This is a genomic window from Micromonospora desertarenae, assembly GCF_056150265.1.
In genome coordinates, this window is the sequence record NZ_JAXCFQ010000005.1 from 164540 (window position 1) to 188385 (window position 23846).

Annotated in this window: 20 protein-coding genes; 7 read left to right on the forward strand and 13 right to left on the reverse strand. The window is 74.1% G+C overall.

The genetic code is table 11. The features are described 5' to 3' along the window. From SM577_RS12390 to SM577_RS12415, 6 genes are all read right to left on the reverse strand, one after another. Positions 1-1212, reverse strand: a 1212-nt coding sequence (locus SM577_RS12390; RefSeq protein WP_474586933.1) for an arginase family protein, incomplete at its 3' end; no start/stop codon positions are given. Positions 1213-1278: 66 nt separating this feature from the next. Then, positions 1279-2187, reverse strand: a complete 909-nt coding sequence (locus SM577_RS12395) for a tetratricopeptide repeat protein (RefSeq protein ID WP_302919185.1) — start codon at positions 2185-2187, stop codon at positions 1279-1281. 102 nt (positions 2188-2289) lie between these two features. Continuing rightward, positions 2290-3978: an acyl-CoA mutase large subunit family protein gene (locus tag SM577_RS12400; RefSeq protein WP_302919186.1), complete on the reverse strand. Its 1689-nt coding sequence runs from the start codon at positions 3976-3978 to the stop codon at positions 2290-2292. 108 nt (positions 3979-4086) lie between these two features. Then, entirely contained in the window at positions 4087-4500 is a 414-nt protein-coding gene (locus SM577_RS12405) for an Asp23/Gls24 family envelope stress response protein (RefSeq protein ID WP_302919187.1), read from the reverse strand. A 132-nt stretch (positions 4501-4632) separates the two neighbouring features. Continuing rightward, positions 4633-5568 carry a methylmalonyl Co-A mutase-associated GTPase MeaB gene (gene meaB / locus SM577_RS12410; RefSeq protein WP_474582836.1) on the reverse strand — a complete coding sequence of 312 codons (936 nt, stop codon included), beginning with the start codon at positions 5566-5568 and terminating at the stop codon, positions 4633-4635. Between the two features lie 80 nt (positions 5569-5648). Further along, positions 5649-6848, reverse strand: coding sequence for an acetyl-CoA C-acetyltransferase (locus SM577_RS12415; RefSeq protein WP_474586934.1), 1200 nt, complete (start codon positions 6846-6848; stop codon positions 5649-5651). A gap of 62 nt (positions 6849-6910) precedes the next feature. On the opposite strand from SM577_RS12415, the gene mce reads away from it, so the two are divergent. From mce to SM577_RS12440, 5 genes are all read left to right on the forward strand, one after another. After that, positions 6911-7381, forward strand: a complete 471-nt coding sequence (gene mce, locus SM577_RS12420; protein ID WP_302919189.1) for a methylmalonyl-CoA epimerase — start codon at positions 6911-6913, stop codon at positions 7379-7381. 396 nt (positions 7382-7777) lie between these two features. After that, complete coding sequence (gene ccrA, locus SM577_RS12425; RefSeq protein ID WP_474587066.1) at positions 7778-9133, forward strand: crotonyl-CoA carboxylase/reductase; 1356 nt, start codon at positions 7778-7780, stop codon at positions 9131-9133. 288 nt (positions 9134-9421) lie between these two features. After that, positions 9422-10684 carry a cell division protein DivIVA gene (locus tag SM577_RS12430; RefSeq protein WP_302919190.1) on the forward strand — a complete coding sequence of 421 codons (1263 nt, stop codon included), beginning with the start codon at positions 9422-9424 and terminating at the stop codon, positions 10682-10684. Between the two features lie 173 nt (positions 10685-10857). Continuing rightward, a complete protein-coding gene (locus SM577_RS12435) occupies positions 10858-13134 on the forward strand; it encodes a coiled-coil domain-containing protein (RefSeq protein ID WP_474586935.1) in 2277 nt (758 codons plus the stop codon). A gap of 593 nt (positions 13135-13727) precedes the next feature. Beyond that, positions 13728-14780, forward strand: coding sequence for an AI-2E family transporter (locus tag SM577_RS12440; RefSeq protein ID WP_302919670.1), 1053 nt, complete (start codon positions 13728-13730; stop codon positions 14778-14780). Positions 14781-14816: 36 nt separating this feature from the next. Here the strand turns inward: SM577_RS12440 and SM577_RS12445 are convergent, their stop codons facing one another. From SM577_RS12445 to SM577_RS12470, 6 genes are all read right to left on the reverse strand, one after another. Next, on the reverse strand, positions 14817-15626 hold the full coding sequence (locus tag SM577_RS12445; RefSeq protein WP_474582829.1) for an alpha/beta hydrolase: 810 nt from the start codon (positions 15624-15626) through the stop codon (positions 14817-14819). 66 nt (positions 15627-15692) lie between these two features. Beyond that, positions 15693-15947, reverse strand: coding sequence for a hypothetical protein (locus SM577_RS12450; protein WP_474586936.1), 255 nt, complete (start codon positions 15945-15947; stop codon positions 15693-15695). Continuing rightward, positions 15853-16602, reverse strand: coding sequence for a SigE family RNA polymerase sigma factor (locus SM577_RS12455; protein WP_474586937.1), 750 nt, complete (start codon positions 16600-16602; stop codon positions 15853-15855). Before SM577_RS12455 ends, SM577_RS12450 begins: the two co-directional genes overlap by 95 nt. Before the next feature lie 40 nt (positions 16603-16642). Then, positions 16643-18433: a 3-hydroxyacyl-CoA dehydrogenase family protein gene (locus SM577_RS12460; protein ID WP_474586938.1), complete on the reverse strand. Its 1791-nt coding sequence runs from the start codon at positions 18431-18433 to the stop codon at positions 16643-16645. Positions 18434-18595: 162 nt separating this feature from the next. Next, a complete protein-coding gene (locus SM577_RS12465) occupies positions 18596-19657 on the reverse strand; it encodes an alpha/beta hydrolase (RefSeq protein WP_474586939.1) in 1062 nt (353 codons plus the stop codon). 97 nt (positions 19658-19754) lie between these two features. Next, positions 19755-20231 carry an FHA domain-containing protein gene (locus SM577_RS12470; RefSeq protein ID WP_474582834.1) on the reverse strand — a complete coding sequence of 159 codons (477 nt, stop codon included), beginning with the start codon at positions 20229-20231 and terminating at the stop codon, positions 19755-19757. Positions 20232-20727: 496 nt separating this feature from the next. Here SM577_RS12470 and SM577_RS12475 point away from each other — a divergent pair, with 496 nt between their 5' ends. Continuing rightward, entirely contained in the window at positions 20728-22224 is a 1497-nt protein-coding gene (locus tag SM577_RS12475) for an aldehyde dehydrogenase family protein (protein WP_302919197.1), read from the forward strand. A 69-nt stretch (positions 22225-22293) separates the two neighbouring features. Here the strand turns inward: SM577_RS12475 and nucS are convergent, their stop codons facing one another. Then, entirely contained in the window at positions 22294-22953 is a 660-nt protein-coding gene (nucS, locus tag SM577_RS12480) for an endonuclease NucS (protein ID WP_167179504.1), read from the reverse strand. 71 nt (positions 22954-23024) lie between these two features. On the opposite strand from nucS, the gene SM577_RS12485 reads away from it, so the two are divergent. After that, complete coding sequence (locus SM577_RS12485; RefSeq protein WP_474582835.1) at positions 23025-23642, forward strand: DUF4126 domain-containing protein; 618 nt, start codon at positions 23025-23027, stop codon at positions 23640-23642. Positions 23643-23846: the final 204 nt, after the last annotated feature.

Here is a 23846-nt window from a genome sequence, read left to right on the forward strand (position 1 = left end):
GGGCTCCAGCCCGGCCCTGCCGGCGGCCGCGGGTGGCACCACCGGTTCCAGGCCGGCCGCGACGGCCGCCCCGGACGCACGGACCGGCTCGCCACGGCCGGCCGCAGCGGTCGCCCCGGTCAGACCGACCGGCTCCCGGCCGGCCGGAGGAGCCGTGGCGTCCGGGCCCGGCTCGGTCGGCTGGTCGGCCTCCACGGCGCCGCGCGGCGGGACGACCCGGGCACCGGAGCGCCCGTTGCCCGGGCGGGCGGCGCGGGTGCTCGACGGGCCGGGCAGCAGCCGGGGCGGCACCGCCTCGGGCGCGCTGACCGGGGCGAGCCCGGCCACCACCGTGTTGACGATCTCGGCGGCGTACGCGCCGTCCGGGTCGTAGTCGGGGTCGAAGACGGTCAGCTCGACGCCGAGGCAGTGCGGGGTGTCGACCAGCCCGGCCAGCAGGATCTCCAGCTCGGCGAAGGCGATCCCGCCCGGGTCGGGCGCGTCGACCGCCGGCATCACGGCCGGGTCCAGCACGTCCACGTCGATGTGCACCCAGTAACCGGCGCAGTCGGCGAGCTGCTCGTGCGCCCACTGCGCGGTACGGGCCGCGCCCTCGGCGCGTAGCGCCGGCACCGGCCGGGTGATGATCCCGGCGGCCTGGAGGTCGAGCCGGTACTCGTCCTGGGCCCGGATGCCGAGCACCACCACGTCGATGTCGCGGAAGTAGGGGCGGCGCCCCTCGATGGCCGCCAGGTCGGCCTGCCCCCGGCCGGTGACCAGGGCGAGATCCTCACCCGCCGCGGCGCCCACGTAGGAGGCGTTGCCGGGGTGCCGGAAGTCGGAGTGGCCGTCGACGAAGACCAGCCCGATCCGGCCGCCGACCGCCTCGCCGAGCCGGTGCATGGCCAGCGCCGAGCCGAGCAGGATCGAGCAGTCCCCGCCGAGCACCAGCGGGAACTCCCCCCGGTCGATGATCGAGCCGATCCGGTCGGCGAGCGCCACCGAGTAGTCGGAGATCTCCCGCGCGTGGCACACGCCGTCGCCCGGCCGCCAGTCGCCCGGGTCGTACCGCGGCGGGGTCAGGCAGCCGGCGTCGCGGGCCCGCAGCCGGGCGAGCAGCTCGTGGTCGCGCAGCGCGCCGGGCGCCTTGGCGCAGCCCGGCACCGAGGTGGCCGTGGGCGGGCGCAGGCCCAGGTTGGACGGCGCGTCGAGGACGGCGATCCGGCGCATCATGGGCTCCCGTCCTCGGTGGTCGGGCGGGCCGGCCGGGACGCCGGCCCGCGCTGGCGTGCTACGTGCTCAGAACAGGGCGCTGGCCAGGGCCCGGCGGGCCGAGGCCACCGCGGGGTCCTCCGGACCGGCGATGGTGAACAGTCCGACGAGGTGCTGGCGTACCTTCTCCCGGTCGTCGCCGGCGGTGCGCCGGACCACGCCGACCAGCCGCCGGTAGGCCTGCTCGGCCATGCCGCTGAGCACCTCGATGTCGGCGGCCAGCAGCTGCGCGTCCACGTCGTCGGGGTCGGCCTCGGCGGCGGCGAGCGCCGCCTGCGGGTCGGCGCCGGCCACCCGGCGGGCCAGGCCGACCTGGGCCAGGCCGGCCTCGGCCGCGGCGTCGGCCGGCGAGTCGGCCAGGATCTTGCGGTACGCCCGCTCGGCGGCGTCCAGGTCGCCGCTCATCAGGGCGTCGTCGGCCTCGTCCAGGCGGGGGTCGGTCGGCTCCGCCACGCTCACGCCGCCGGCCTTGAGCACCGCCTGGATCCACTGCCGCAGCTGCGCCTCCGGCACCACCCCGGAGAAGGCGTCGATCGGCTGGCCGCCGACCACCGCGTAGACCATCGGGATGCCCTGCACCCGGAACATCTGGGCGATGCGCGGGTTGGCGTCCACGTCGATCTTGGCGAGCACCCAGGCGCCGCCGCCCTCGACGGCCAGCCGCTCCAGCACCGGGGAGAGCTGCTTGCACGGCTCGCACCACTCGGCCCAGAAGTCCACCACGACCGGTGTGTTCAGCGAGCGTTCGAGGACCTCGGACTGGAAGGTCGCCTCGGTCACGTCGATGACGGTGACGCCGCCGCCGACGGCGCCGCCGGGGGCACCAGCGGGCGGACCGGCCTGGGCCGGGGTCGGGCTCGGGGCAGGGGTGCGCAGCGCGCTGAGGTCGACCGCGCCGCGGGTGAAGATCGACGAGGTGATCCGTGGGTCGCTCATGGTTATCTAGTCTCGCACGCGCGCGCCCCAACGCCGATCAACCGCGACGGCGACAGTTGCAGTTCTCACCCTGCTCACCGCCCCTGCCCACCCCCACCCCGGTCAGAAGCGGGCGGGTTCGCGGTAGGTGCCCCATTCGGTGCGGAGGGCGTCGCAGATCTCGCCGAGGGTGGCTTCGGCGCGGACGGCGTCGAGCATGGCCGGGATCATGTTCTCGCCGGTGCGGCTGACCTCGACCATGCGGGCCACGGCCGCCTTGACCGCCGCGTCGTCGCGGGTCGCCTTGCGCTCGGCCAGCACCCGGCGCTGCTCCAGCTCCACCTCGTGCGAGATGCGCAGGATCTCCAGGTCCTTGGCGACCGTGTTGGTGTGGCAGTTGACCCCGACGATCTTCTTCTCGCCCTTCTCCAGCGCCTGCTGGTAGGCGAACGCCGACTCGGCGATGTGGCCGGTGAACCAGCCGTCCTCGATGCCGCGCAGGATGCCGGAGGTCATCGGGCCGATCTGGTGCGGGCCCTCGCCGCCGAGCTGCCGGATCCGGGCGAAGATCTCCTCCGCCTCGGCCTCGATCTTGTCGGTGAGCGCCTCGACGTACCACGACCCGCCCAGCGGGTCGGCCACGTTGGTCACCCCGGTCTCCTCCATCAGCACCTGCTGGGTACGCAGGGCGATCTCGGCGGACTCGTCGGTGGGCAGCGCGAGCGTCTCGTCCAGGGCGTTGGTGTGCAGCGAGTTGGTGCCGCCGAGCACCGCCGCGAGCGCCTCGACGGCGGTCCGCACCACGTTGTTCACCGGCTGCTGGGCGGTCAGCGAGACCCCCGCGGTCTGCGTGTGGAACCGCAGCCAGAGAGCCTTCTCGCTGGTGGCGCCGTAGACGTCGCGCAGCCACCGGGCCCAGATCCGGCGGGCGGCCCGGAACTTGGCGATCTCCTCGAAGAAATCGACGTGCGAGTCGAAGAAGAAGCTCAGGCCGGGCGCGAAGACGTTCACGTCCAGGCCGCGGGAGAGGCCGAGCTCGACGTAGCCGAACCCGTCGGCGAGGGTGTACGCCAGCTCCTGCGCGGCGGTCGAGCCGGCCTCGCGGATGTGGTAGCCGGAGACCGAGAGCGGCTTGTAGCGCGGGATCTCCCGGGCGCAGTACTCCATCAGGTCGCCGATCAGGCGCAGGTGCGGCTCCGGGTCGAAGAGCCACTCCTTCTGTGCGATGTACTCCTTGAAGATGTCCGTCTGGAGGGTGCCGTCCAGGCTGGACAGGTCGGCGCCCTGCCGCTCGGCGGCCACCAGGTACATGCAGAACACCGGCACGGCCGGGCCGGAGATGGTCATCGAGGTGGTCACCCCGGCCAGGTCGATGCCGTCGAAGAGCACCTCCATGTCGGCGGCGCTGTCCACCGCGACCCCGCAGTGCCCGACCTCGCCGAGCGCCTGCGGGTCGTCCGAGTCCCGCCCCATCAGGGTGGGCATGTCGAAGGCGACCGAGAGGCCGCCGCCGCCGGCGCCCAGGATCATCTTGTAGCGCTCGTTGGTCTGCCGGGCGTTGCCGAAGCCGGCGAACTGCCGGATGGTCCAGGTCCGCCCCCGGTAGCCGGTCGGGTAGAGGCCCCGGGTGTACGGGAACTCGCCCGGCCAGCCGATCCGCTCGAAGCCCGGGTAGGCGACGCCCTCCGGCGGCCCGTAGACCGGGTCGACGGTCATCCCGGAGAGCGTGGTGAAGTCGGCGTCCCGCTTGCGCGCGGCGTCGTAGCGGGCCTGCCAGCGTGCCCGTCCGGCTGCGATCTCGTCGGCGTTCATCCGCGGGGCTCCTCCTCGAGCTCTCGACTGCACGTCGAGTGTAGGCCGGGAGCCTGAACGATCGCTAAGGGAAGTCGTACCGGCTGGTAACCAGAGCGCGCCGGAGGCTCAGGCGGTCGGCGCGGCGGGCTCGCCCAGGGCCACGTCGTCGACCCGGATGTTGACCTGGTCGACCCGCAGCCCGTACGCCTCGACCGCCTCGGTCACCTTCGCCCGCACCGCCTCGGTCACCTCGGGCACCGTCCGGCCCGCCTCGATCACGATGACCAGGTTGACCACCGCGGCGCCGTTCTTCACCTGCGCCGAGGCGCCGCGCGTCGCGTCGCCCACGCTGTCCAGGCCGACCCGGTCGAGCACCGAGTTGAAGAACCGGGCCACGTCGCCGCCCAGCTCGGTCACGCCGGGCACCGAGCGCGCGGCGGCGACCGCGATCTTCTCCACCACCTCGTCGGAGACGGAGGTGGTGCCGCCCGCCACCGCGTCCGGCGTCACCGACAGGTCCCGCGTCGCCTCGTCGCTCATGCTCTCCCACTCCGCCCGCACATCACCGCCCCACGCCGACCGTGGAGCGGTGCGAGCGTACTAGTTCCGGACGGTCCGGGGTGGACACGGCACCGGCCGGTCCGGGCCGGCGGGACGGAACCGGCGCGACGCTCAGGAGCCGAGTTGCGCGAGCAGCTCGTCCGCCGCCGCGTACGGGTCCAGCGCCCCCTCGGCCACCTTCGCGGCGAGCGCCGGCAGCTCCGTACCGTCGCGCAGCGAGCCGATCCGGTCGCGCAGCGTGCCGAGCGCTATCGCCTCGATCTCGGCGGCGGCCCGTGCCTCCTGCCGGCGGCGCAGCTCGCCGTGCTCGACCAGCCAGCCGCGGTGCTTGTCGATCGCGGCCGCGATGTCGTCGATCCCCTCGCCGCGGGCGGCGACGGAGCGCACCACCTGCGGGCGCCACTGGCCCGGCCCGCGCTCGCCCAGCGCGATCATCCCCTGGATGTCGCGCACCGTGGCGTCGGCGCCGTCCCGGTCGGCCTTGTTGACCACGAAGACGTCGGCGATCTCCAGGATGCCGGCCTTGACCGCCTGGATCGCGTCGCCCATCCCGGGGGCGAGCAGCACCAGCGTGGTGTCGGCCAGCGAGGCGACCTCCACCTCCGCCTGCCCGACGCCGACGGTCTCGACCAGCACCACGTCGCAGCCGGCGCCCTCCAGCACCCGGACCGCCTGCGGGGTGGCCGCGGAGAGCCCGCCGAGGTGACCCCGGCTGGACATGGACCGGATGTAGACGCCGGGGTCGGTGGCGTGGTCCTGCATCCGCACCCGGTCACCGAGGATCGCCCCGCCGGTGAACGGGCTGGACGGGTCGATGGCCAGCACACCCACCCGGTGCCCGCGGGCGCGCAGCGCCCGGACCAGCTCGTTGGTGGTGGTGGACTTGCCCACGCCCGGGGAACCGGTCAGCCCGACCACCTGGGCCTGGCCGGCGTACGGGGCCAGCGCCGCGGCGATCCGCGGCAGCGTCTCGTCGCCGGACTCGACCAGGGTGATCAGCCGGGCCACCGCGCGGGGGTCACCCGCGCGGGCCCGCTCGACCAGCATCGGCACGTCCCGGCTGCGGCGCACCGATCCGGTGCCCGCCGCCGGGACGCTGTCGACGGTCTCGCTCACTGTCGGTTCGCTCACTGACCGCTCTCGCCGGCGGCCGGCACGTGGATGATCAGCGCGTCGCCCTGGCCACCGCCGCCGCAGAGGGCGGCCGCGCCGGTGCCGCCGCCCCGGCGCTTGAGCTCCAGTGCCAGGGTGAGCACCAGCCGGGCGCCGGACATGCCGATCGGGTGGCCCAACGCGATCGCCCCGCCGTTGACGTTGACCTTCTCCGGGCCCACCCCGAGGTCACGCATGGACTGGATGCCGACCTGGGCGAACGCCTCGTTGATCTCGATGAGGTCCAGGTCTTCGACGCTCAGCCCGCCCTTGCGCAGCGCGTGCTGGATGGCGTTGGACGGCTGCGAGTGCAGGGAGTTGTCCGGGCCGGCGACGTTGCCGTGCGCGCCGATCTCGGCCAGCCAGGTCAACCCCAGCTCCTTCGCCTTGGCCTTGCTCATCACGACCACCGCGGCGGCGCCGTCGGAGATCGGCGAGGAGCTGCCGGCGGTGATGGTGCCGTCCTTGGTGAACGCCGGGCGCAGCTTGGCCAGCGTCTCGGCCGTGGTGTCCGGCCGCACGCCCTCGTCCTCGCTGATCACCAGCGGGTCGCCCTTGCGCTGCGGGATGACCACCGGGGCGATCTCCTCGGCGAAGTGCCCGTTCTTCTGCGCGGCGGCGGCCCGCTGGTGGCTGGCCGCGGCGAACTCGTCCTGCTCGGCGCGGCTGATGCCGTGCTTGGCGCCGAGCCGCTCGGTCGACTCGCCCATCGAGCAGCAGTCCCAGGCGTCGGTGAGGCCGTCCAGCGCCATGTGGTCCTTGACCACCACGTCGCCGTACTTGTAGCCGCCGCGCTGGCCGAGCAGCAGGTGCGGGGCGTTGGTCATCGACTCCATGCCGCCGGCCACCACGATGTCGAACTCGCCGGCCCGGATCAGCTGGTCGGCCAGGGCGATCGCGTCCAGGCCGGAGAGGCAGACCTTGTTGATGGTCAGGGCCGGTACGGACATCGGGATGCCCGCCTCGACCGCCGCCTGCCGGGCCGGGATCTGCCCGGCGCCGGCCTGGAGCACCTGGCCCATGATCACGTACTGCACCTGGTCGGGGGCGACGCCGGCGCGCTCCAGCGCCGCCTTGATCGCCACGCCGCCGAGCTTGGTCGCCGGGAGGTCCTTGAGGTTGCCCAGCAGGCGCCCCATCGGGGTCCGCGCGCCGCTGACGATCACCGAAGCCATACCTGCCTCCGAGGGGGGTGCCGACCTGTACGCCTTAACGATTGTTCGGCCAGACTAGCGCCATGGCTGAGAACTCCCCCGTCGAGACCGCTGCCGACTATGTCACAGACATCGGGCTGCGGCGCATCGACCACGTCGGGATCGCCGTGGCCGACCTGGACGCCGCGATCGACTTCTACCAGCGGACGTTCGGGATGCGCTGCGTGCACACCGAGACCAACACCGAGCAGGGCGTCCGCGAGGCGATGCTGGCCGTCGGGCCGACCACCGAGGGCGGCTGCGTGCAACTGCTCGCGCCGCTGACGCCGGAGTCGACCATCGCCAAGTTCCTGGACCGCAACGGCCCCGGGGTGCAGCAGGTGGCGTACACCGTGACGGACATCGACGCGGCCTGCGCGGCGCTGCGCGAGCGCGGCGTACGGCTGCTCTACGAGACGCCGAAGCGCGGCACCGCCGACTCCCGGATCAACTTCGTGCACCCGAAGGACGCCGGGGGCGTCCTGGTCGAGCTGGTCGAGCCGGCCGCGCACTAGCCCACGGGCCGCCCCGCCGCGCGCCCCGGCGGCGGGGCGGCGGGGCGGCGGGGCGGCGGGGCGGCACAGCCTCGCCCGGCACCCCCGAGGCGCGCCGCGCGGACCCACCCGGCGCCGCCGGCGGGACGCGCGCGCACCGCCGCCCGAGGCCCCGCGCACCGCCGCGGAGCACGGCACTGCGCGGTTCAACGTTCACCCGGACACCTTCACGCATCGGTCGATGCGGTTTTTCACACAGGACTTCCGGCCCTAGCTACCGTTCAGTAACGTCCGCCCCATCGGAACGCGGTCGGTCCCGGATGTGTCGGACGTCGACATGGTGGACGGCCCGCACCGGCGCCGACGATGGCAGCACCCAGGCCCGTGCGCGCGGGTGCGGACGAACCGGAGGTCACCGTGCAGGACATCCTCGAAGCGATCATGTCGGCGGAAGGCTCCGCGCAACCGGAGGGGGAACTCGCCGGTCTCGCCGGGCTGCCCGTACCCGAGTCCTACCGCGGCGTGGTGGTGCGCGCGGACGAGACCCGGATGTTCGACGGCATGGCCACCCGGGACAAGGACCCGCGCAAGGCGCTGCACGTGCAGGAGGTGCCGACGCCGGAGCTCGGCCCGGGTGAGGCGCTGATCGCGGTGATGGCCAGCGCGATCAACTACAACACCGTCTGGACCAGCATCTTCGAGCCGCTGTCCACCTTCAAGTTCCTCCAGCGCTACGGCCGGCTCTCCGAGCTGACCCGGCGGCACGACCTGCCGTACCACGTGGTCGGGTCGGACGCCGCCGGCGTGGTGCTGCGGACCGGGCCGGGGGTGACCCGGTGGTCCGCCGGCGACGAGGTGGTCGCGCACTGCCTCTCGGTGGAGCTGGAGGACGCGGCCGGGCACGACGACACCATGCTCGACCCGCAGCAGCGGATCTGGGGCTTCGAGACCAACTTCGGCGGCCTCGCCGAGCTGGCGGTGGTGAAGGCCAACCAGCTGATGCCCAAGCCGCGGCACCTGAGCTGGGAGGAGGCGGCCAGCCCCGGGCTGGTGAACTCCACCGCGTACCGGCAGCTGGTCTCGCACCACGGGGCGAACATGAAGCAGGGCGACGTGGTGCTGATCTGGGGCGCCTCCGGCGGGCTGGGCAGCTACGCCACCCAGATGGCGCTCAACGGCGGCGCCATCCCGGTCTGCGTGGTGTCCAGTCCGGACAAGGCCGAGCTGTGCCGCAGGATGGGCGCCGAGCTGGTCATCGACCGGGCCGCCGAGGGCTTTCGGTTCTGGAAGGACGAGCAGACCCAGGACCAGGACGAGTGGCGGCGCTTCGGCGAGCGGATCCGGGAACTGACCGGCGGGGAGGACCCGGACATCGTCTTCGAGCACCCGGGCCGGGAGACCTTCGGCGCGAGCGTCTACGTGACCAAGCGCGGCGGCACCATCGTCACCTGCGCCTCCACCAGCGGCTTCCAGCACCAGTACGACAACCGCTACCTCTGGATGCACCTCAAGCGGATCGTCGGCAGCCACTTCGCCAACTACCGCGAGGCGTGGGAGGCCAACCGGCTGGTGGCGCTCGGGAAGATCCACCCGACGGTGTCGAGGACCTACCCGCTGGAGCAGACCGGCCAGGCCGCGTACGAGGTGCACCGCAACGCGCACCAGGGCAAGGTCGGCGTCCGCTGCCTCGCCCCGACCGACGGGCTCGGCGTCCGCGACCCGGAGCTGCGGTCCCGGCACGAGGACGCGATCAACCGGTTCCGCGGCCACTGACCCGACAGCGGCCGCCGGCGACGATTGCCGCAACGGTCGATCGCCATTCCGCACCGCTCGCGGGCACCCATTCGAGTGCCCGCGAGCGGGCGGCGACAAAGGGCCGCGGGCGCTCGCCCCGCGGCCCTTTTCCGCGTTCCGGCCCGGGCCGTCCGACCCGCCCGGGAGCTGCCAAGATCGCCGATTGGTCCGGTGTCCGGCGACCGCCGAAGTTGACCATGTAAACAGGACACCAAAGCTCGGCACCGCTCTTGCGAAGGACCCTGGGGCGTCTGCGAGTATGTCCCAATGCCCCAGCAGCAGTCCTCCCCTCTCGCGTTCTTCGATAACGCGAACTCGCAGCCAGATTTCACCGTTGGCCTGCGCGGATACAACACTCACCAGGTCGATGACTTCATCGGCCGGATGACCGCCGCGCTGACCCAGTCCGAGCAGGCCCGCGCCGAGGCCGAGCAGCGGATGAACGACGCGCAGCGTCGGCTCCGCCAGGCCGAGCAGCGCATGGCCGCGCTGGAGCAGAAGCTCGCGGACACCAACAAGCAGCTCGAGGAGAACAGCCGGCCGACCCTCTCCGGCCTCGGCACCCGCGTCGAGCAGATCCTCCGCCTCGCCGAGGAGCAGGCCAACGACCACCGCAACGAGGCCAAGCGCGAGTCGGAGGGCATCCTCTCCGCCGCCCGCCTCGAAGCGCGGGAGATCACCGACAAGGCCCGCGCCGAGGCGGCCGCGATGAAGGCCACCGCGGAGCGGGAGGCGGGCAACGTCCGTACCGCCGCCGAGCGGGAGGCCGCCGAGGTCCGGGTGCAGGCCCGCCGCGAGGCCGACACCCTGCGCGCCGACGCCGACCGCGAGACCAAGCAGCTGCGCACGGTCACCGCGCACGAGGTGGCCGAGCTGAAGTCCACCGTCGAGCGGGAGGTCGCCACGCTGCGCGCCACCGCCGAGCGGGAGATCACCCAGCAGCGGGCCAAGGCCGCCCGCGAGGCCGAGGAGAAGCGCGCCGAGGCGACCAAGCTGCTCACCGACGCCCGCGACAAGCGCGACAAGGACCTCCAGGCCCTGGAGCTGCAGCTCGCCGAGCGCCGGGAGAAGGCCGAGCGCGAGGAGTCCGAGCGGCACGCCGCCCAGGTGGCGCAGACCCAGAAGCTGGTCAGCGAGGCCGAGCAGCGCGCCCGGGCGGCCCAGGAGCGGGCCAAGGAGATCGAGCAGCGCGCCGAGGCCCGCCGGGTCGAGTCCGAGCGCACCGCGAACGAGACGGTGGAGAAGGCCAAGGCGCTGGCCGAGAAGACGCTCAACGAGGCGCGGGCCGAGTCGCAGCGACTGCTCAGCGAGGCGCGCACCGAGGCCGAGCTGACCACCCAGGCCGCCCGCCGCGAGGTGGAGGACCTCACCCGCCAGAAGGACGCGGTCACCGCGCAGCTGGGCCAGATGCTCTCCGGCCTCGCCGGCATCGTGCCGGGCGTGCCCGGGGCGGCCGCGCCGGCGCAGACCGACGCGAAGAAGGCCGCCGACGGCAGCGGTGACAAGGTGGCCGCGGAGGCCGCCAGCTGACCCGCCCGGCCGGGGCATGAGACGGCGCGGGGTGACACCGGGTGACCGGTGCCTCCCCGCGCCGTGTGCGTTTCCCGGCCAGTGGGAGCCGAGCGCCGCAACGCGGTGAAACAGGTCCCAACAGGGGCGTCCGTATCGCCCCAGGAGGGCCCGATGCGTGTGAGGATGGGGGCATGTCGCACGGCGAGGAACTGTTCGCTCTCGGCGGGGACGTGACCACGGAGCCCAGCTTCGAGTCCGCTCTGCGGGGGTACGAGAAACGACAGGTCGACCGGTACGTCGCGCGTGCGGAGCACGAGATCGCGACCCTCGCGGCTGAGCGGGAGCAGGCCTACACACAGATCCACAAGCTGGCCGGCCAGGTCGAGGTGCTCCAGCGGGATCTCGCCCAGGTGCGCAAGCAGGTCGGGGTGGTCGACCGCGCCTCGTTCCGGCACCTCGGCCCCCGGGTCGAACAGATCCTCACCCTCGCCGAGGAGCAGGCCGAGGCGATCCTGCGGGAGGCCAACGAGGAGATCGAGGCCCGCCGCGCCGCCGCCGAGCACATCATCGAGGAGGCCCGCGCCGAGGCCGCCAAGGCGCTCAAGGACTTCGAGATCGCGCTGGCCGCCCGCCGGGCCGAGGAGGAGCGGCACACCGCCGCCCGCAAGGCCGAGGCGGACGCCGCCGTCAAGGCCGCCAAGGCGGAGGCCGAGCGGCTCCGCAAGGCCGCCCAGGAGGCGCTGAACAAGGCCCAGCAGGAGGCCACCCAGCTGCGCGACGCGGCGAAGGAGATCCACACCCGGGCCCAGCAGGAGGCGACCAAGCTGCGCGAGGCCGCCAAGGAGGCGCACGCCAAGGCCCAGCAGGAGGCGACCGAGCTGCGCGAGGCCGCCAAGGAGGTGCACGCCAAGGCCCAGCAGGAGGCCCGCCGCCTGGTCGAGCAGGCCACCGAGGCCGGCCGGGCCACCCACGCCAAGGCCCAGCGCGAGGCCAAGCAGATCATCGACGACGCCAGCACCGCCGGCCGGGCCACCCGGGAGAAGGCCCGCCAGGAGGCGGAGCGGCTGACCACGCAGGCGGCCGAGTCCGCCCGGCGCAGCCGGGCCGAGACCGAGGCGTACGTGCAGCGGATGCGCAGCGAGACCGAGGCGTACGTGCAGCACGCCCGGGCGCAGACGCAGCAGGAGCTGGGCGCCTGGCGGGCCGGTGTGGAGAAGGAGGTGAACGGCCGGCGCGAGGCGGCCGACCGGGAGCTGGCCCAGCGGCGGGCCGCCGCCGAGCAGGAGTTCACCAGCCGCCGCACCGAGCTGGAGAAGCAGTACAAGACCCGCAACGCCGAGCTGGAGAAGCAGCACAAGACGCGGCAGGACGAGCTGGAGTCGACGTACACCAAGCGACGCACCCAGCTGGAGACCGAGTACCGCACCCGGAAGAACGAGATCGAGCAGGGCGCCGCCGCGATCCGCGAGGCCGCCGAGCGGGACGCGCTCACCATGCGCCAGCAGGCCGAGGAGGAGGCCGCGACGCTGCTCAGCCGGGCCGAGTCGGAGGCGGCCGAGAAGCGGCGCACGGCCGACGAGTACGTGGCGACCTCCCGCCGGCAGTTCGAGGAGTACGCCGCCACCACCCAGCAGCACCTGGCCACCACCCAGCAGCACCTCGCCGCCACCCAGCAGGAGGCGGCCGCCAGCCGGCAGCAGCTCGCCCAGGTGATGCTGGAGATCGCCCAGGCCCAGCAGCAGCTCGCCGACCTGCGCCAGGAGACCTGGCAGTCCCGGCAGGAGTCCGACGAGCTCCAGCGGCAGGTGGCCGAGCTGCGGCTGCAACTGGCCACGTCCGGTGGCCGCCCGGCGGGCACCGACGGCGCCACCGTGGCCGCGCCGGCGACCGGCCCGAAGGCCGGGACGGCGAAGCGGGCCGACGCCCCGGCGAAGCCGGCCGGCGCCGGTGGGAAGCCGGGGGCCGACGCCAAGCCGGCGTCCGGGATCCCGGCGGGCGCCGCGGCGCGACCGGCCACCGAGGCCGAGGCGAGCGCGAAGCCGACCAGCGCGCCGAACCCCAACCAGAAGCAGACGGTGGACGCCGGCGGCCCGAAGCAGACGGTGGACGCGGGTCGGAAGCAGACGGTGGACACCGGCGGCGCGAAGCCGACCGGCGCCGCCGCGGCGGCCGTCTCCGGGGCGAAGCCGGAGGGTAAGCCGGCCGGCGCCGCGCCGGGCGGCAAGCCGGCCGAGGCTGGTCAGGCCGAGGCGCGCCCGGTCGCCGAGCCGGTGACCACGGCGGACGGCAGCGCCGCCGCGGCCGGTGTGGACGGCGAACCGACGGTGGCCGCGGTGCCCGGTGCCGGCGGTCGGGGGGCCACCCCGACGAAGATCACCAGCACCGGCGAGAACGGCAAGCGGCCCACCAAGCCGACCACCGACGAGCGCAGCGCCAAGCCCAGCACGGTCAGCGCCGAGAAGGACTGACCCGGCCGCCCCGCCCACCCGGCCACCGGGAGCCCCGCGGCCAGTCAGTGGCGGCCGCGCCGGCGGGGAGAGCCCGCGGACGGCGCTCTCCCCGCCGCGGCGACCGTCCACGCGCACCCGGGCCGCCCGGAACTCCGCGCCACCTGCGGGCGACCCCGCCGATGGCGTGCCCCCGGTGAGCACCTGGGCCCGTGCGTCCACGCCCGTCGGCCGGCCCGGCACGCCCGCCGGTCGGCGCGCGGCGTGGCTCGCCGGCGCAGCCCGAGCACCCGCCGGGTCGCCGTACCGTCCGCTGCGCCCGCTACGCTCCTGGCGGGAACCCGCTCGCGCGGGTCGGCAGCGGTGTCCGGCGGATCCGCCGGAGGTGACCGGAGGAGGTCCTGGTGGCGCAGGGCGAGCCGACGACGCACGGACCGGACCCGGAGCGGCCGGACGCGCCCCGCCCCGGCGAGGAACCGGACCGGCCTCCGGCGACGGCACCGGCCGGCGCGCCGGCACGGGGACCGGGCGGGCGGCCGGACGCGGCGGACGAGGACGGCCCGCCAGCCGGATCCGCCGACGCGCCCGACGACGACGATCCGCCGGTCTTCACCGTGTCCGGGCGGTTCGGCCGGCCGGGGCGGCCGCTGCGCCGCAACAGCTTCCTGGTCGGGTTCACCGGCGGGCTCGGCGTGCTGCTCGCGTACACCGTCTACCTGGGGCTGCGCAACGCGGCCGGGATCCTGGTCCTGGTGGTCATCGCGCTCTTCCTGGCGGTCGGCCTGAACCCGGCGGTGCTCCGGCTACGACGGTTCGGATTGCCCCGCGGCCTGGCCGTGGCGGTGGTCGCGCTGACCGTGCTACTGCTGCTCTGCGGCGGCGTGCTGGCGCTGGTGCCGCCGATCGTCACCCAGTCCGGCCAGTTCGTCGAGCAGCTGCCGAGCTACGTCGAGGCGCTGCGCCGCAACGAGGCCGTCAACGACCTGGTCGAGCGGTACGACCTGATGGAGCGGGTGCAGAGCGCGGCCAACGCGGAGACCGTGGGCCGGGCGCTCGGTGGCGTGCTCGGCGGCGCCCAGCTCATCTTCGGCACCATCTTCCGGGCCCTCACCGTGCTCGTGCTGACCATCTACTTCCTGGTCTACTTCGACAAGCTCCGGGCGCTCGGCTACGCGGTGGTGCCGGCCTCCCGGCGGGAGCGGGTGCGGCTGATCGGCGACGAGATCCTCACCAAGGTGGGCGCGTACATGGTCGGCGCGCTCACCATCGCGGTGCTGGCCGGGGTGAGCACCTTCGTCTTCGCGCTGATCGCCGGGCTGCCGTACCCGTTCGCCCTGGCCGTGGTGGTCGCGGTGGCCGACCTGATCCCGCAGATCGGCGCCACCCTCGGCGCGGTCATCGTGAGCCTGGTCGGCTTCGCCACCGACCTGCCGGTCGGCATCGCCTGCGTGGTGTTCTTCGTGATCTACCAGCAGGTGGAGAACTACCTCATCTACCCGAAGATCATGCGGCGGTCGGTGGAGGTCAACGAGGTCGCCGCGCTGGTCGCCGCGCTGCTCGGGGTGGCGCTGATGGGCGTGGTGGGCGCGCTGCTGGCCATCCCGCTGGTCGCGGCGGTCCAGCTGATCCTGCGCGAGGTGGTGCTCCCCCGGCAGGAGTCCCGCTGACCCGCCCGGCCCGCCCAGCCCGCCCGACCGGCCGGCTCAGTCGGCCTGACCGGCGGGCGGTCCGGGCACCGGACGGTCGGCGAACGAGGCCACCGTCCGGTCGGCGTACGCGCTCACGTCGCCGGATTCCATCGGGCCGTCCCAGGTGGTCGGCAGCGGCACCGTGACGGCGGGGTTGACCCGGCGGACCACCTCGTCCAGTGCGGTCTCGGCGTCACCGACCCAGAGGTGCTTGGCCCCCGGCACGCCGACCACCTCGGCCTGCGGCACCGCCGCGAAGCGCTCCCGGGCCTCGTCCGGGCGCAGGTAGTCGTCGAACTCGGGGACGAGCGCGACCAGCGGCTTGCCGGCGTCGGCCCACTGGGCCAGGTCGGCCGGGGTGGAGAAGCGCAGCGGCGGGGAGAGCAGGATGGCCCCGGTCACCGCCGGGTCGCAGCCGTACTTGAGGGTCAGGTCGGTGCCGAACGACCAGCCGAGCAGCCAGATGTCGGGCAGCTCGTGGAACTCGGCGTACTCGATGGCGGCGGCGACGTCGAAGCGCTCGCCGACCGCGTTGTCGAACGCGCCCTCGCTGGTGCCCCGCAGGCTGCTGGTGCCCCGGGTGTTGAACCGCAGGACGGCCAGGTCGGCCAGGGCGGGCAGCCGCCAGGCCGCCTTGCGGAACACGTGGCTGTCCATCATCCCGCCGTGGGTGGGCAGCGGGTGCAGGCAGACCAGGGTGGCCACCGGCTCCCGGTCCAGCGGGCGGGCCAGCTCACCGACCAGGCGTAGCCCGTCGGCGGTGTGCAGCTCGATGTCCTCCCGGCGCCCGGGCAGGATCGACGACGCGCGGATCGGTGTGCTCACCGTCCCAGTCTCGCGCGCCGCCGGGTTCGCCGCCGGGCGGGGCGGGAACCGGGTGATCCAGATCGCTCAGCCGTACCGGGGGGCGCCGCGGCCGCGCTGGAGGTTGGGGCCGCGCCGGTCCCGGGCCCGCCAGCAGCCGCTGTGCCAGTGCCGGCGGTCGGTCAGGTCGCCCCGGCCGTCGGCCGGCCAGGCCACCACGTGCGCCACGCCCGGAGGGATCTCCTGGTCACAGCCGGGACAACGGTACGTCTTGACGGACGCCCCGCCGGAGATCCCGCGTACCTGCCAGTCGCCGTCCCGCCACTGCTGCACGGTCGGCACGCCGTGTCGGGCGCGCTCGGCGTCCAGGCCGGGGCTCTCGTCCCGGCGGGGGCGGTTGCGACGGGGGCTCACGGTCACCAAGCGTACGGGCCGGCGGCCGGAGCGGCCCACGTCGGGCGGCTCCGGCCGGCGGCCGTCGGTCAGGGCCAGGTCTGCGGTCGGGTCGGGTCCTCCGCCAGCCGCGCCCCGGCCAGCAGGATCGCCGCGTCCTGCTCGGTGAAGGCGCCGCGTGGGTGCGGACGGTGACCGGGGAGCAGTCCAGGATCTGGGCGATCGTGACGTCGTCCAGGTCCTCGTAGTAGCGCAGCACCAGCACGGCGCGCTGGCGGTCGGGCAGGGCGCGGATCAGCCGCCACATCTCGTCCCGGTCGGCCGCCTCGCCACCGAGGTCGCCGTGCTGTGGGCGTTCGGTGAAGCTGGCCACCGCCACCTCGCGGCTGGACCGCCGCCGCCACCAGGACGTGTTCGCGTTCACCAGCATCCGGCGCACGTACACGTCGGGCCGGTCGGTGCGGGCGATCCGGCGCCAGTGCACGTACGCCCGGGCCAGCACGTCCTGGGTGAGGTCCTCGGCCCGGTGCGCGTCGCCGGTCAGCAGCCGGGCCAGCCGGATCAGGGCCGGGCCGCGGCTGCCGACGTACTCCTCGAAGGTCACATCCTCCAGACGCCGCCGGCACCGGCGGGCGTTGACCGGCTCAGCGGTTGGTGTGGTCGCGGAACCCGCGACCGCTCTTGCGGCCCAGGTAGCCGGCGGTGACCAGGTGCTCCAGCAGCGGCGCGGGCGCGAAGCCGGGCTCGCGCAGTTCCAGGTAGAGCTCGCGCTGGATGGCCAGCGAGACGTCCAGGCCGACCACGTCGAGCAGTTCGAACGGGCCCATCGGGTAACCGCAGCCGAGCTTCATGGCGTGGTCGATGTCGTCGGCGGTGGAGTAGCTCGCCTCCAGCATCTTCACCGCGTCGTTCAGGTACGGGAAGAGCAGCGCGTTGACGATGAAGCCGGACCGGTCGCCGCAGACCACGCCGGTCTTGCCCAGCGCGGCGCAGACCGCGCGGGCGGTGGCGGTGGTCTCCGCCGAGGTGCGGATGGTCTGCACGATCTCCACCAGCGGCATGATCGGGGCCGGGTTGAAGAAGTGCAGCCCGACCACGTCGGCCGGCCGCTGGGTGGCCATCGCGACGTCGATCACCGGCAGCGACGACGTGGTGGTGGCGAGCACCACGCCCGGCTTGCAGATCTCGTCGAGGCTGGCGAAGAGGGCCTTCTTGACGCTCAGTTCCTCGACCACCGCCTCGACCACCAGGTCGACGTCGGCGAGGTGGTCCAGCACGGCGGACCAGGTGACCCGGCCCAGCGCCGCGTCCCGGTCGGCCTCGCTGAGCTTGCCCCGCACCACGCCCTTGTTCAGCGAGGTCTTGACCGTCTCGCAGACCTTGGCCGACTTCTCCGCGCCCCGGGTCACCGAGACGACCTCGTAGCCGGCCTTGGCGAAGACCTCGATGATGCCGGTCGCCATCGTCCCGGAGCCGACCACGCCGACCTTGGCGATGGCCCGGGCGCCGTCGGCGAGCGCCGCCCCCGTCGCCACCGGCGTCTGCTCGTCCGGTACGACCACCGGCGAGCCCGGCCGCTCGTAGGTGTAGAAGCCGCGGCCGGACTTGCGGCCGAGCAGCCCCGCGGTGACCATCTGCTTGATCAGCGGCACCGGGGCGTGCCGGCGGTCCCGGCCGCCGCGCCGGTACATGGTGTCCAGGATCTCGTACGCGGTGTCCAGGCCGATCAGGTCCATCAGGGCGAGCGGGCCCATGGGCAGGCCACAGCCGAGCTTCATCGCCGCGTCGATGTCCTCGCGGCTGGCGTAGCGGGCCTCGAACATGCCGACCGCGTGGTTGAGGTAGCCGAAGAGCAGCGCGTTGGCGATGAAACCGGCCCGGTCGTTGATGGTGACGTCGACCTTGCCCAGCCGCTTGCAGAGCGCCTCCACGTCGGCGACCACGTCGGCCGAGGTGACCACCGTCCGGACCACCTCGACCAGCTTCATGACCGGCGCCGGGTTGAAGAAGTGGATGCCGATGACCTGGTTGGGCCGGGTGGTGGCGACCGAGATCTCGGTGACGCTCAGCGACGAGGTGTTGGTGGCGAGGATCGCCTCGGGCTTGCAGACCCGGTCCAGCTCGGCGAAGATCCGCTGTTTCAGGTCGAGGTGCTCGGGCACCGCCTCGATGACCAGGTCGACCGAGTGCAGCGCGTCCAGCCCCACCTGCCAGTCGACGCGGGCCAGCAGGGCGTCCCGGTCGGCCTCGGCGAGCTTGCCCTTGGCCACCGCGCGGTCGGTGGAGCCGGTCAGGGTGGCCCGGCCGCGCTCCAGCGCGGCGTCGGAGATCTCGGCCGCGACCACGTCGATGCCGTTGCGGGCGAAGACCTCGACGATCCCGGCACCCATGGTGCCCAGTCCCACCACGCCCACGCTGCTGAACTCGCGCGCCACGACCGGCCTCCCCAATGCTCCGCACGGCCGCGTGAACGGCCACTAAGGTTATGCGCGCGAGTCTGCCACGTGACCGTCGGTTGTCGAGACGCCGTGGGATATTTCACCACCGTCCGCGCTCACGTCGGTCGATGTCCGCTCCGGGCGGTGCCGACGGGCGGCTCAGGCGGTCGGGCCGCCGGTCAGGGCGAGCAGTTCGGCGACGAACTCGGCCGGCCGCTCCAGGTGCGGGCTGTGCCCGCAGCCGGGGAGCAGCACCTCGCGGTAGCGGCCGCCGGCGGCCGCGTACCGGTCGAGCACCGCCCGGGTCTGGCCGACCATCGGCTGCGGCGGGCAGTCCACCTCGCCGGGCCAGCCGGGCACCGCGCCCAGTGATCCGAGGTACGCCAGGTCCATCAGCGCGGTGTCCGAGACGATCACGTCCGCGTCTCCGTGCACCCAGGTGACCGGCGGCTTGTCGGCGACCGCGACGAGGTCGTCGGCGATCCGGAAGTGCGCCGGGGAGAGCGCGTTGAGCACGCCCCGCCGGCCGGGCGCGGTGCCCGGCCAGTGCGCCGAGGCGACCGCCGTGCCCGGGTAGTTGTCGTCGCCGGTGGCCGTGGAGAGCACGCTGTCCAGCAGCAGTTCCTCGTCCTCGCCGAGGGCCGCCGGGTCGGCCACGTAGGTGGCCCGCAGCACGTTGCGCGGGCTGGTCGGGGCGTCCGCGCCGCGGTCGCCGGCGGCCAGCCGCTTGACGAAGTCCTGGTTGGCGGTGCCCCCGCCGGTGCCGGCGAAGTCGGCGGTGGTGGGCGTCCCGGCCAGGTCGCGGGTGCCCCCGTAACCGTAGGGTGAGACGGGCGCGGAGAGCAGCAGCGCGGCCACCCGGTCGGGGTGGTCGACCAGCACCTGCATGGCCACTCCCCCGCCGAGCGAGTGGCCGGCCAGCACCGCCCGGGCGCCGGTCGGGAAGAGCGACTCGTCGTCCAGCAGGGCGGCCACGTCGTCGGCGAAGTCGCGCAGCCCTCGGGTGGCGTCCACCGGGGCGGTGTCCGTCTCGCCGTAGCCGCGCAGGTCGGGTGCGACCACCCGGAGCGTGGCCGGCAGCCGGCGCACCAGCGGCTCCCAGAACAGGGCCGACGAGCAGTTGCCGTGGATCAGCAGCACCGGTACGCCGTCCGGCGGCCCGGCCACCCGTACCGCCTGGGTGATCCCGTTCGCCGTGACGACCTGCCGCACGCTCTCCATCCGCGGCATGCTGCCACCCGGCCGCCGGGGCGTCCATGTGTCCGGCCGCCATGACCGGGCGCGGAGAGGTGGCGGTCCGCCCGGCCGTCGCGCGGACCTACGGCGCGCTCGGCACCGCGGGCGCGGGCGGGACCGCCGGTTCGGCCGACCCGCCCGGCACCGCCGGGCCGTCCCCGACGACAGGTGCGGCCGGCACGGTGCGTTCCGCCGGCAGGGCGACGGCGGGCGGGGCCGCCACCGGCAGCGGCAGGGTCGGCCGGTGGTCCCGCCGCGGCGCGCCGAACAGCAGCCCCACCGGGTCGGTGACGGCCACCCCCGGATCGAAGAACCGCAGTTCGGTACGGCCGAGCCGGAGCACGTCCCCGTCGCTGAGCCGCTCCACGCCGGTGATCCGCCGGTCGTTCAGCCAGGTGCCGTTCGTCGAGCCCAGGTCCGCCAGCGACACCCCCTCCGGGGTGAGCCACACCTGGGCGTGCCGCCGGCTCAGGTGCAGGTCGTTCAGCACCACGTCGACGGTCGGCGCGCGGCCGATCACCAGCGGCGTCCGGCGCACCCGGAAACTCGCCCCGCGCATCGCCCCACCGGCCACGGTCAACAACGGCAAGAGGTTCGGATGTTCCTCCATGGACAGTCAGCCCTCCACCCGCACGGTCACCCCGCGCGTCAGCCTGCCATCAGAAAGTAGTTGTCTCCACCGCCCACGCGGTCAACTCCGCGCCCCCGGGCGGTCATCCGTGCGTCCCCGGAACGGCAAGCGCCTCCCGCGGGCCGGACGGCCCCCTCCGCCCGTTCAACGAACCCGGCGGCCCGTCCGGTTCAGCGACGCCCGGCCAACTCCGGCCGAGCGGCGGACGTGCCGGCGTCTGCCGGACGACGTGGGCGCCAGCCCGGCAGGCCCGGCGCCGTACGAGAGTGCGGCACCGCGGAGGTGGACGCGCTGGCGCGTGGCAGTGCCGGCAGCGGCCGGGTGGACGAGCCGGCACCGGCGGGCCGCCGGCATGGCCGCGGTGCTGGACCGGGAGGCGACGCGACCCCTACCGGCGAGTAATCCTCGGGTCTAGACTTCCGCCATGACGGCAGTGCAGGTCCCGGGCGCCCCCCGCATCGAGGACGGTCTCCTGGTCTCGACCAGCCCCGCGACCGGCGTCGAGGCCGGGCGCTACCCGATCGCCACCGCGGCCGAGGTGACCGGAGCGGTCGAACGGGCCCGGGCGGCCGGCGAGTGGTGGGCCGGGCTCGGCTTCGCCGGGCGGCGGCAGCGGCTGCTGCGCTGGCGGGCCCTGCTCGCCCAGCGGATCGAGCAGCTCGCCGAGCTGATCCACGCCGAGGGCGGCAAGCCGGTCGCCGACGCCGTCGTCGAGATCGTCACCGCCGTCGAGCACGTCGACTGGGCGGCCCGCAACGCCCGCCGGGTGCTCGGCCCGCGCCGGGTCCGTTCGCGGCTCGTGCTCGCCGAGTTCTCCGCCCACCTCGAATACCAGCCGTACGGGGTGATCGGCGTGATCGGCCCGTGGAACTACCCCGTCTTCACCCCGATCGGGTCCACCGCGTACGCGCTGGCCGCCGGCAACGCGGTGGTCTTCAAGCCCAGCGAGTACACCCCCGCCGTCGGGCAGTGGCTGGTCGACAGCTTCGCCGAGGTGGTGCCGGAGCACCCGGTGCTCACCGCGGTGCACGGCCTCGGCGACGTCGGCGCGGCGCTCTGCCGGGCCGGGGTCGACAAGATCGCGTTCACCGGTTCCACGGCCACGGCGAGGAAGGTGATGACCGCCTGCGCCGAGTCGCTGACCCCGGTGCTGCTGGAGGCCGGCGGCAAGGACGCCATGATCGTGGACGCGGACGCCGACCTGGACGCCGCCGCCGAGGCGTGCGTCTGGGGCGGGCTGACCAACGCCGGCCAGACCTGTATCGGCATCGAGCGGGTGTACGCCGTCGAGCCGGTCTTCGACGCCTTCGTCGGCAAGGTGGTGGAGCGGGCCGGCCGGCTGACCGTCGGCGCGGACGGTGCCGACATCGGGCCGATCACCATGCCGAGCCAGCTCGACGTGATCCGCCGGCACATCGACGACGCGCTGGCCCGGGGCGGGCGCGCGGTGCTCGGCGGCGCGGACGCGGTGCAGCCGCCGTACGTGCGGCCGACCGTGCTGGTCGACGTGCCCGAGGACTCGGCCGCCGTACGCGAGGAGACGTTCGGCCCGACGCTGACCATCAACCGGGTGCGCGACGCCGACGAGGCGGTCAGCCGCGCCAACGCCCTGCCGTACGGCCTGGGGGGTTCGGTCTTCGGGCGACGGCGCGCGGTGGCGATCGCCCGCCGGCTGCGCTCGGGCATGGCCTCGGTCAACTCCACGCTGACCTTCGCCGGGATGTCCACCCTGCCGTTCGGCGGGGTGGGCGAGTCGGGCTTCGGCCGGATCCACGGCGAGGACGGGTTGCGCGAGTTCGGCCGGGCCAAGGCGATCACCCGCCGCCGGGCCCGCTCGCTGCTCGCGTCGACCACCTTCGAGCGGACGCCCGCCGACGTCGCCCGCCTGGTCAAGGCCATCAAGGTGATGTACGGCCGCTGACCGGCGAGCCTCGCCGGGCTTCGCCGGGCCGCCGTGCGCGGGTGGCCGCCACGGGTCGCCCGCTGGCGGTCAGAACAGGGTCAGCTCGTCCCGCTCGATGCCGCGCAGCTTGTCGTAGTCCACCACCACGCAGCGGATCCCCCGGTCGGTGGCGAGCACCCGGGCCTGCGGCTTGATCTCCTGCGCCGCGAAGACCCCGGTCACCGGGGCCAGCAGCGGGTCGCGGTTGAGCAGTTCCAGGTAACGGGTGAGCTGCTCGACGCCGTCGATCTCGCCCCGGCGCTTCACCTCGACGGCGACCGTGGCGTTCTGCCCGTCCCGGCAGAGCAGGTCGACCGGGCCGATAGCGGTCATGTACTCCCGCCGGATCAGCGTGAACCCCTCGCCCAGCGCCGTCGGGTTGGCCGCCAGCAACTCCTGCAGGTGCGCCTCCACGCCGTCCTTGCGCAGGCCCGGATCGACACCCAGGTCGTACGAGGTGTCCTGGAAGATCTCCTCCAGGGTGATCCGCAGCTCCTCGCCGGCCTTGTTGACCACCCGCCAGACGCCCGGTGCCTCCTCCAGCCGGCACGGCGGGCTCATCCAGTTGAGCGGCTTGTACGCCCGGTCGTCGGCGTGGATGGACACCGACCCGTCCGCCTTCACCATGAGCAACCGGGTGGCCGGCGGCAGGTGGGCCGAGAGCCGTCCGACGTAGTCCACCGAGCACTTCGCAATCACCAACCGCACCCGACGAGGGTAGCGGAGACCCCGGCCGGCGCCACCGAGCGGCACTGGCGCGCCGGTGCGATGCTGTGACGGTGTTCGAAGTCCTCACCGGCACCGGCCTCGCCGCCTCGGCGGGTCTGAACGCCTACATCCCCCTGCTCACCATGGGGCTGCTGGCCCGCTACACCGACCTCATCGACCTGCCCAGCGGCTGGCAGTGGCTCGGCAACGGTTGGGTGGTCCTCATCCTCGCCGTGCTGCTCGCCGTCGAAGTGGTGGCCGACAAGGTGCCGGTGGTCGACCACGTCAACGACGTGGTGCAGACAGTGGTCCGACCGACGGCCGGCGGCCTCGCGTTCGGCGCCGGGTCGAGTTCGGAGACCGTCACGGTGAGCGATCCGGGAAGCTTCTTCGCCTCCAACGACTGGGTCCCCGTGGTGACCGGGGTGCTGATCGCGCTCGGCGTACACCTGCTCAAGTCCGCCGCCCGCCCGGTCATCAACGCGACCACCGCCGGGGTGGGCGCGCCGGTGGCGAGCACCGCCGAGGACGCCACCAGCGTGGTGATGTCCGTGGTGGCGATCATCCTGCCGGTGCTGGTGCTGGCGTTCCTGGCCGGGCTGGTGCTCTTCCTGTTCTGGTTCCTGCGCCGCCGGTCCGACCGCCGTCGGGAACGCCGCGCCGCCCGCGCCGCCGGGTACCGCGTCTGACCCTCCGCACCTCCGCGCCTCAGGGTTCTGCCCGGGCGCCGGTGGCAGAGTGCCGGTGGCCTGGGCCTGTCGGGTGGCTGCGTCGCTCTTCGGCGGCTGTCGGGGGCGCGGTGACAGCGCCACCGCCGGCTTTTGGGGTGTGGCCCGCCGTGACCGGCTCCGGGCGGTCAGGCTTGATCCCTGCGCCGGTCACGGCGGGCCACA

What these genes read in the sequence shown, in the direction of transcription:
- SM577_RS12395 (WP_302919185.1), bottom strand. Translation starts at nt 2,187, where the DNA reads ATGAGCGACCCACGGATCACCTCGTCGATCTTCACCCGCGGCGCGGTC.
- SM577_RS12400 (WP_302919186.1), bottom strand. Translation starts at nt 3,978, where the DNA reads ATGAACGCCGACGAGATCGCAGCCGGACGGGCACGCTGGCAGGCCCGC.
- SM577_RS12405 (WP_302919187.1), bottom strand. Translation starts at nt 4,500, where the DNA reads ATGAGCGACGAGGCGACGCGGGACCTGTCGGTGACGCCGGACGCGGTG.
- meaB (WP_474582836.1), bottom strand. Translation starts at nt 5,568, where the DNA reads ATGCTGGTCGAGCGGGCCCGCGCGGGTGACCCCCGCGCGGTGGCCCGG.
- SM577_RS12415 (WP_474586934.1), bottom strand. Translation starts at nt 6,848, where the DNA reads ATGGCTTCGGTGATCGTCAGCGGCGCGCGGACCCCGATGGGGCGCCTG.
- mce (WP_302919189.1), top strand. Translation starts at nt 6,911, where the DNA reads ATGGCTGAGAACTCCCCCGTCGAGACCGCTGCCGACTATGTCACAGAC.
- SM577_RS12430 (WP_302919190.1), top strand. Translation starts at nt 9,422, where the DNA reads ATGCCCCAGCAGCAGTCCTCCCCTCTCGCGTTCTTCGATAACGCGAAC.
- SM577_RS12435 (WP_474586935.1), top strand. Translation starts at nt 10,858, where the DNA reads ATGTCGCACGGCGAGGAACTGTTCGCTCTCGGCGGGGACGTGACCACG.
- SM577_RS12465 (WP_474586939.1), bottom strand. Translation starts at nt 19,657, where the DNA reads ATGGAGAGCGTGCGGCAGGTCGTCACGGCGAACGGGATCACCCAGGCG.
- SM577_RS12470 (WP_474582834.1), bottom strand. Translation starts at nt 20,231, where the DNA reads ATGCGCGGGGCGAGTTTCCGGGTGCGCCGGACGCCGCTGGTGATCGGC.
- SM577_RS12475 (WP_302919197.1), top strand. Translation starts at nt 20,728, where the DNA reads ATGACGGCAGTGCAGGTCCCGGGCGCCCCCCGCATCGAGGACGGTCTC.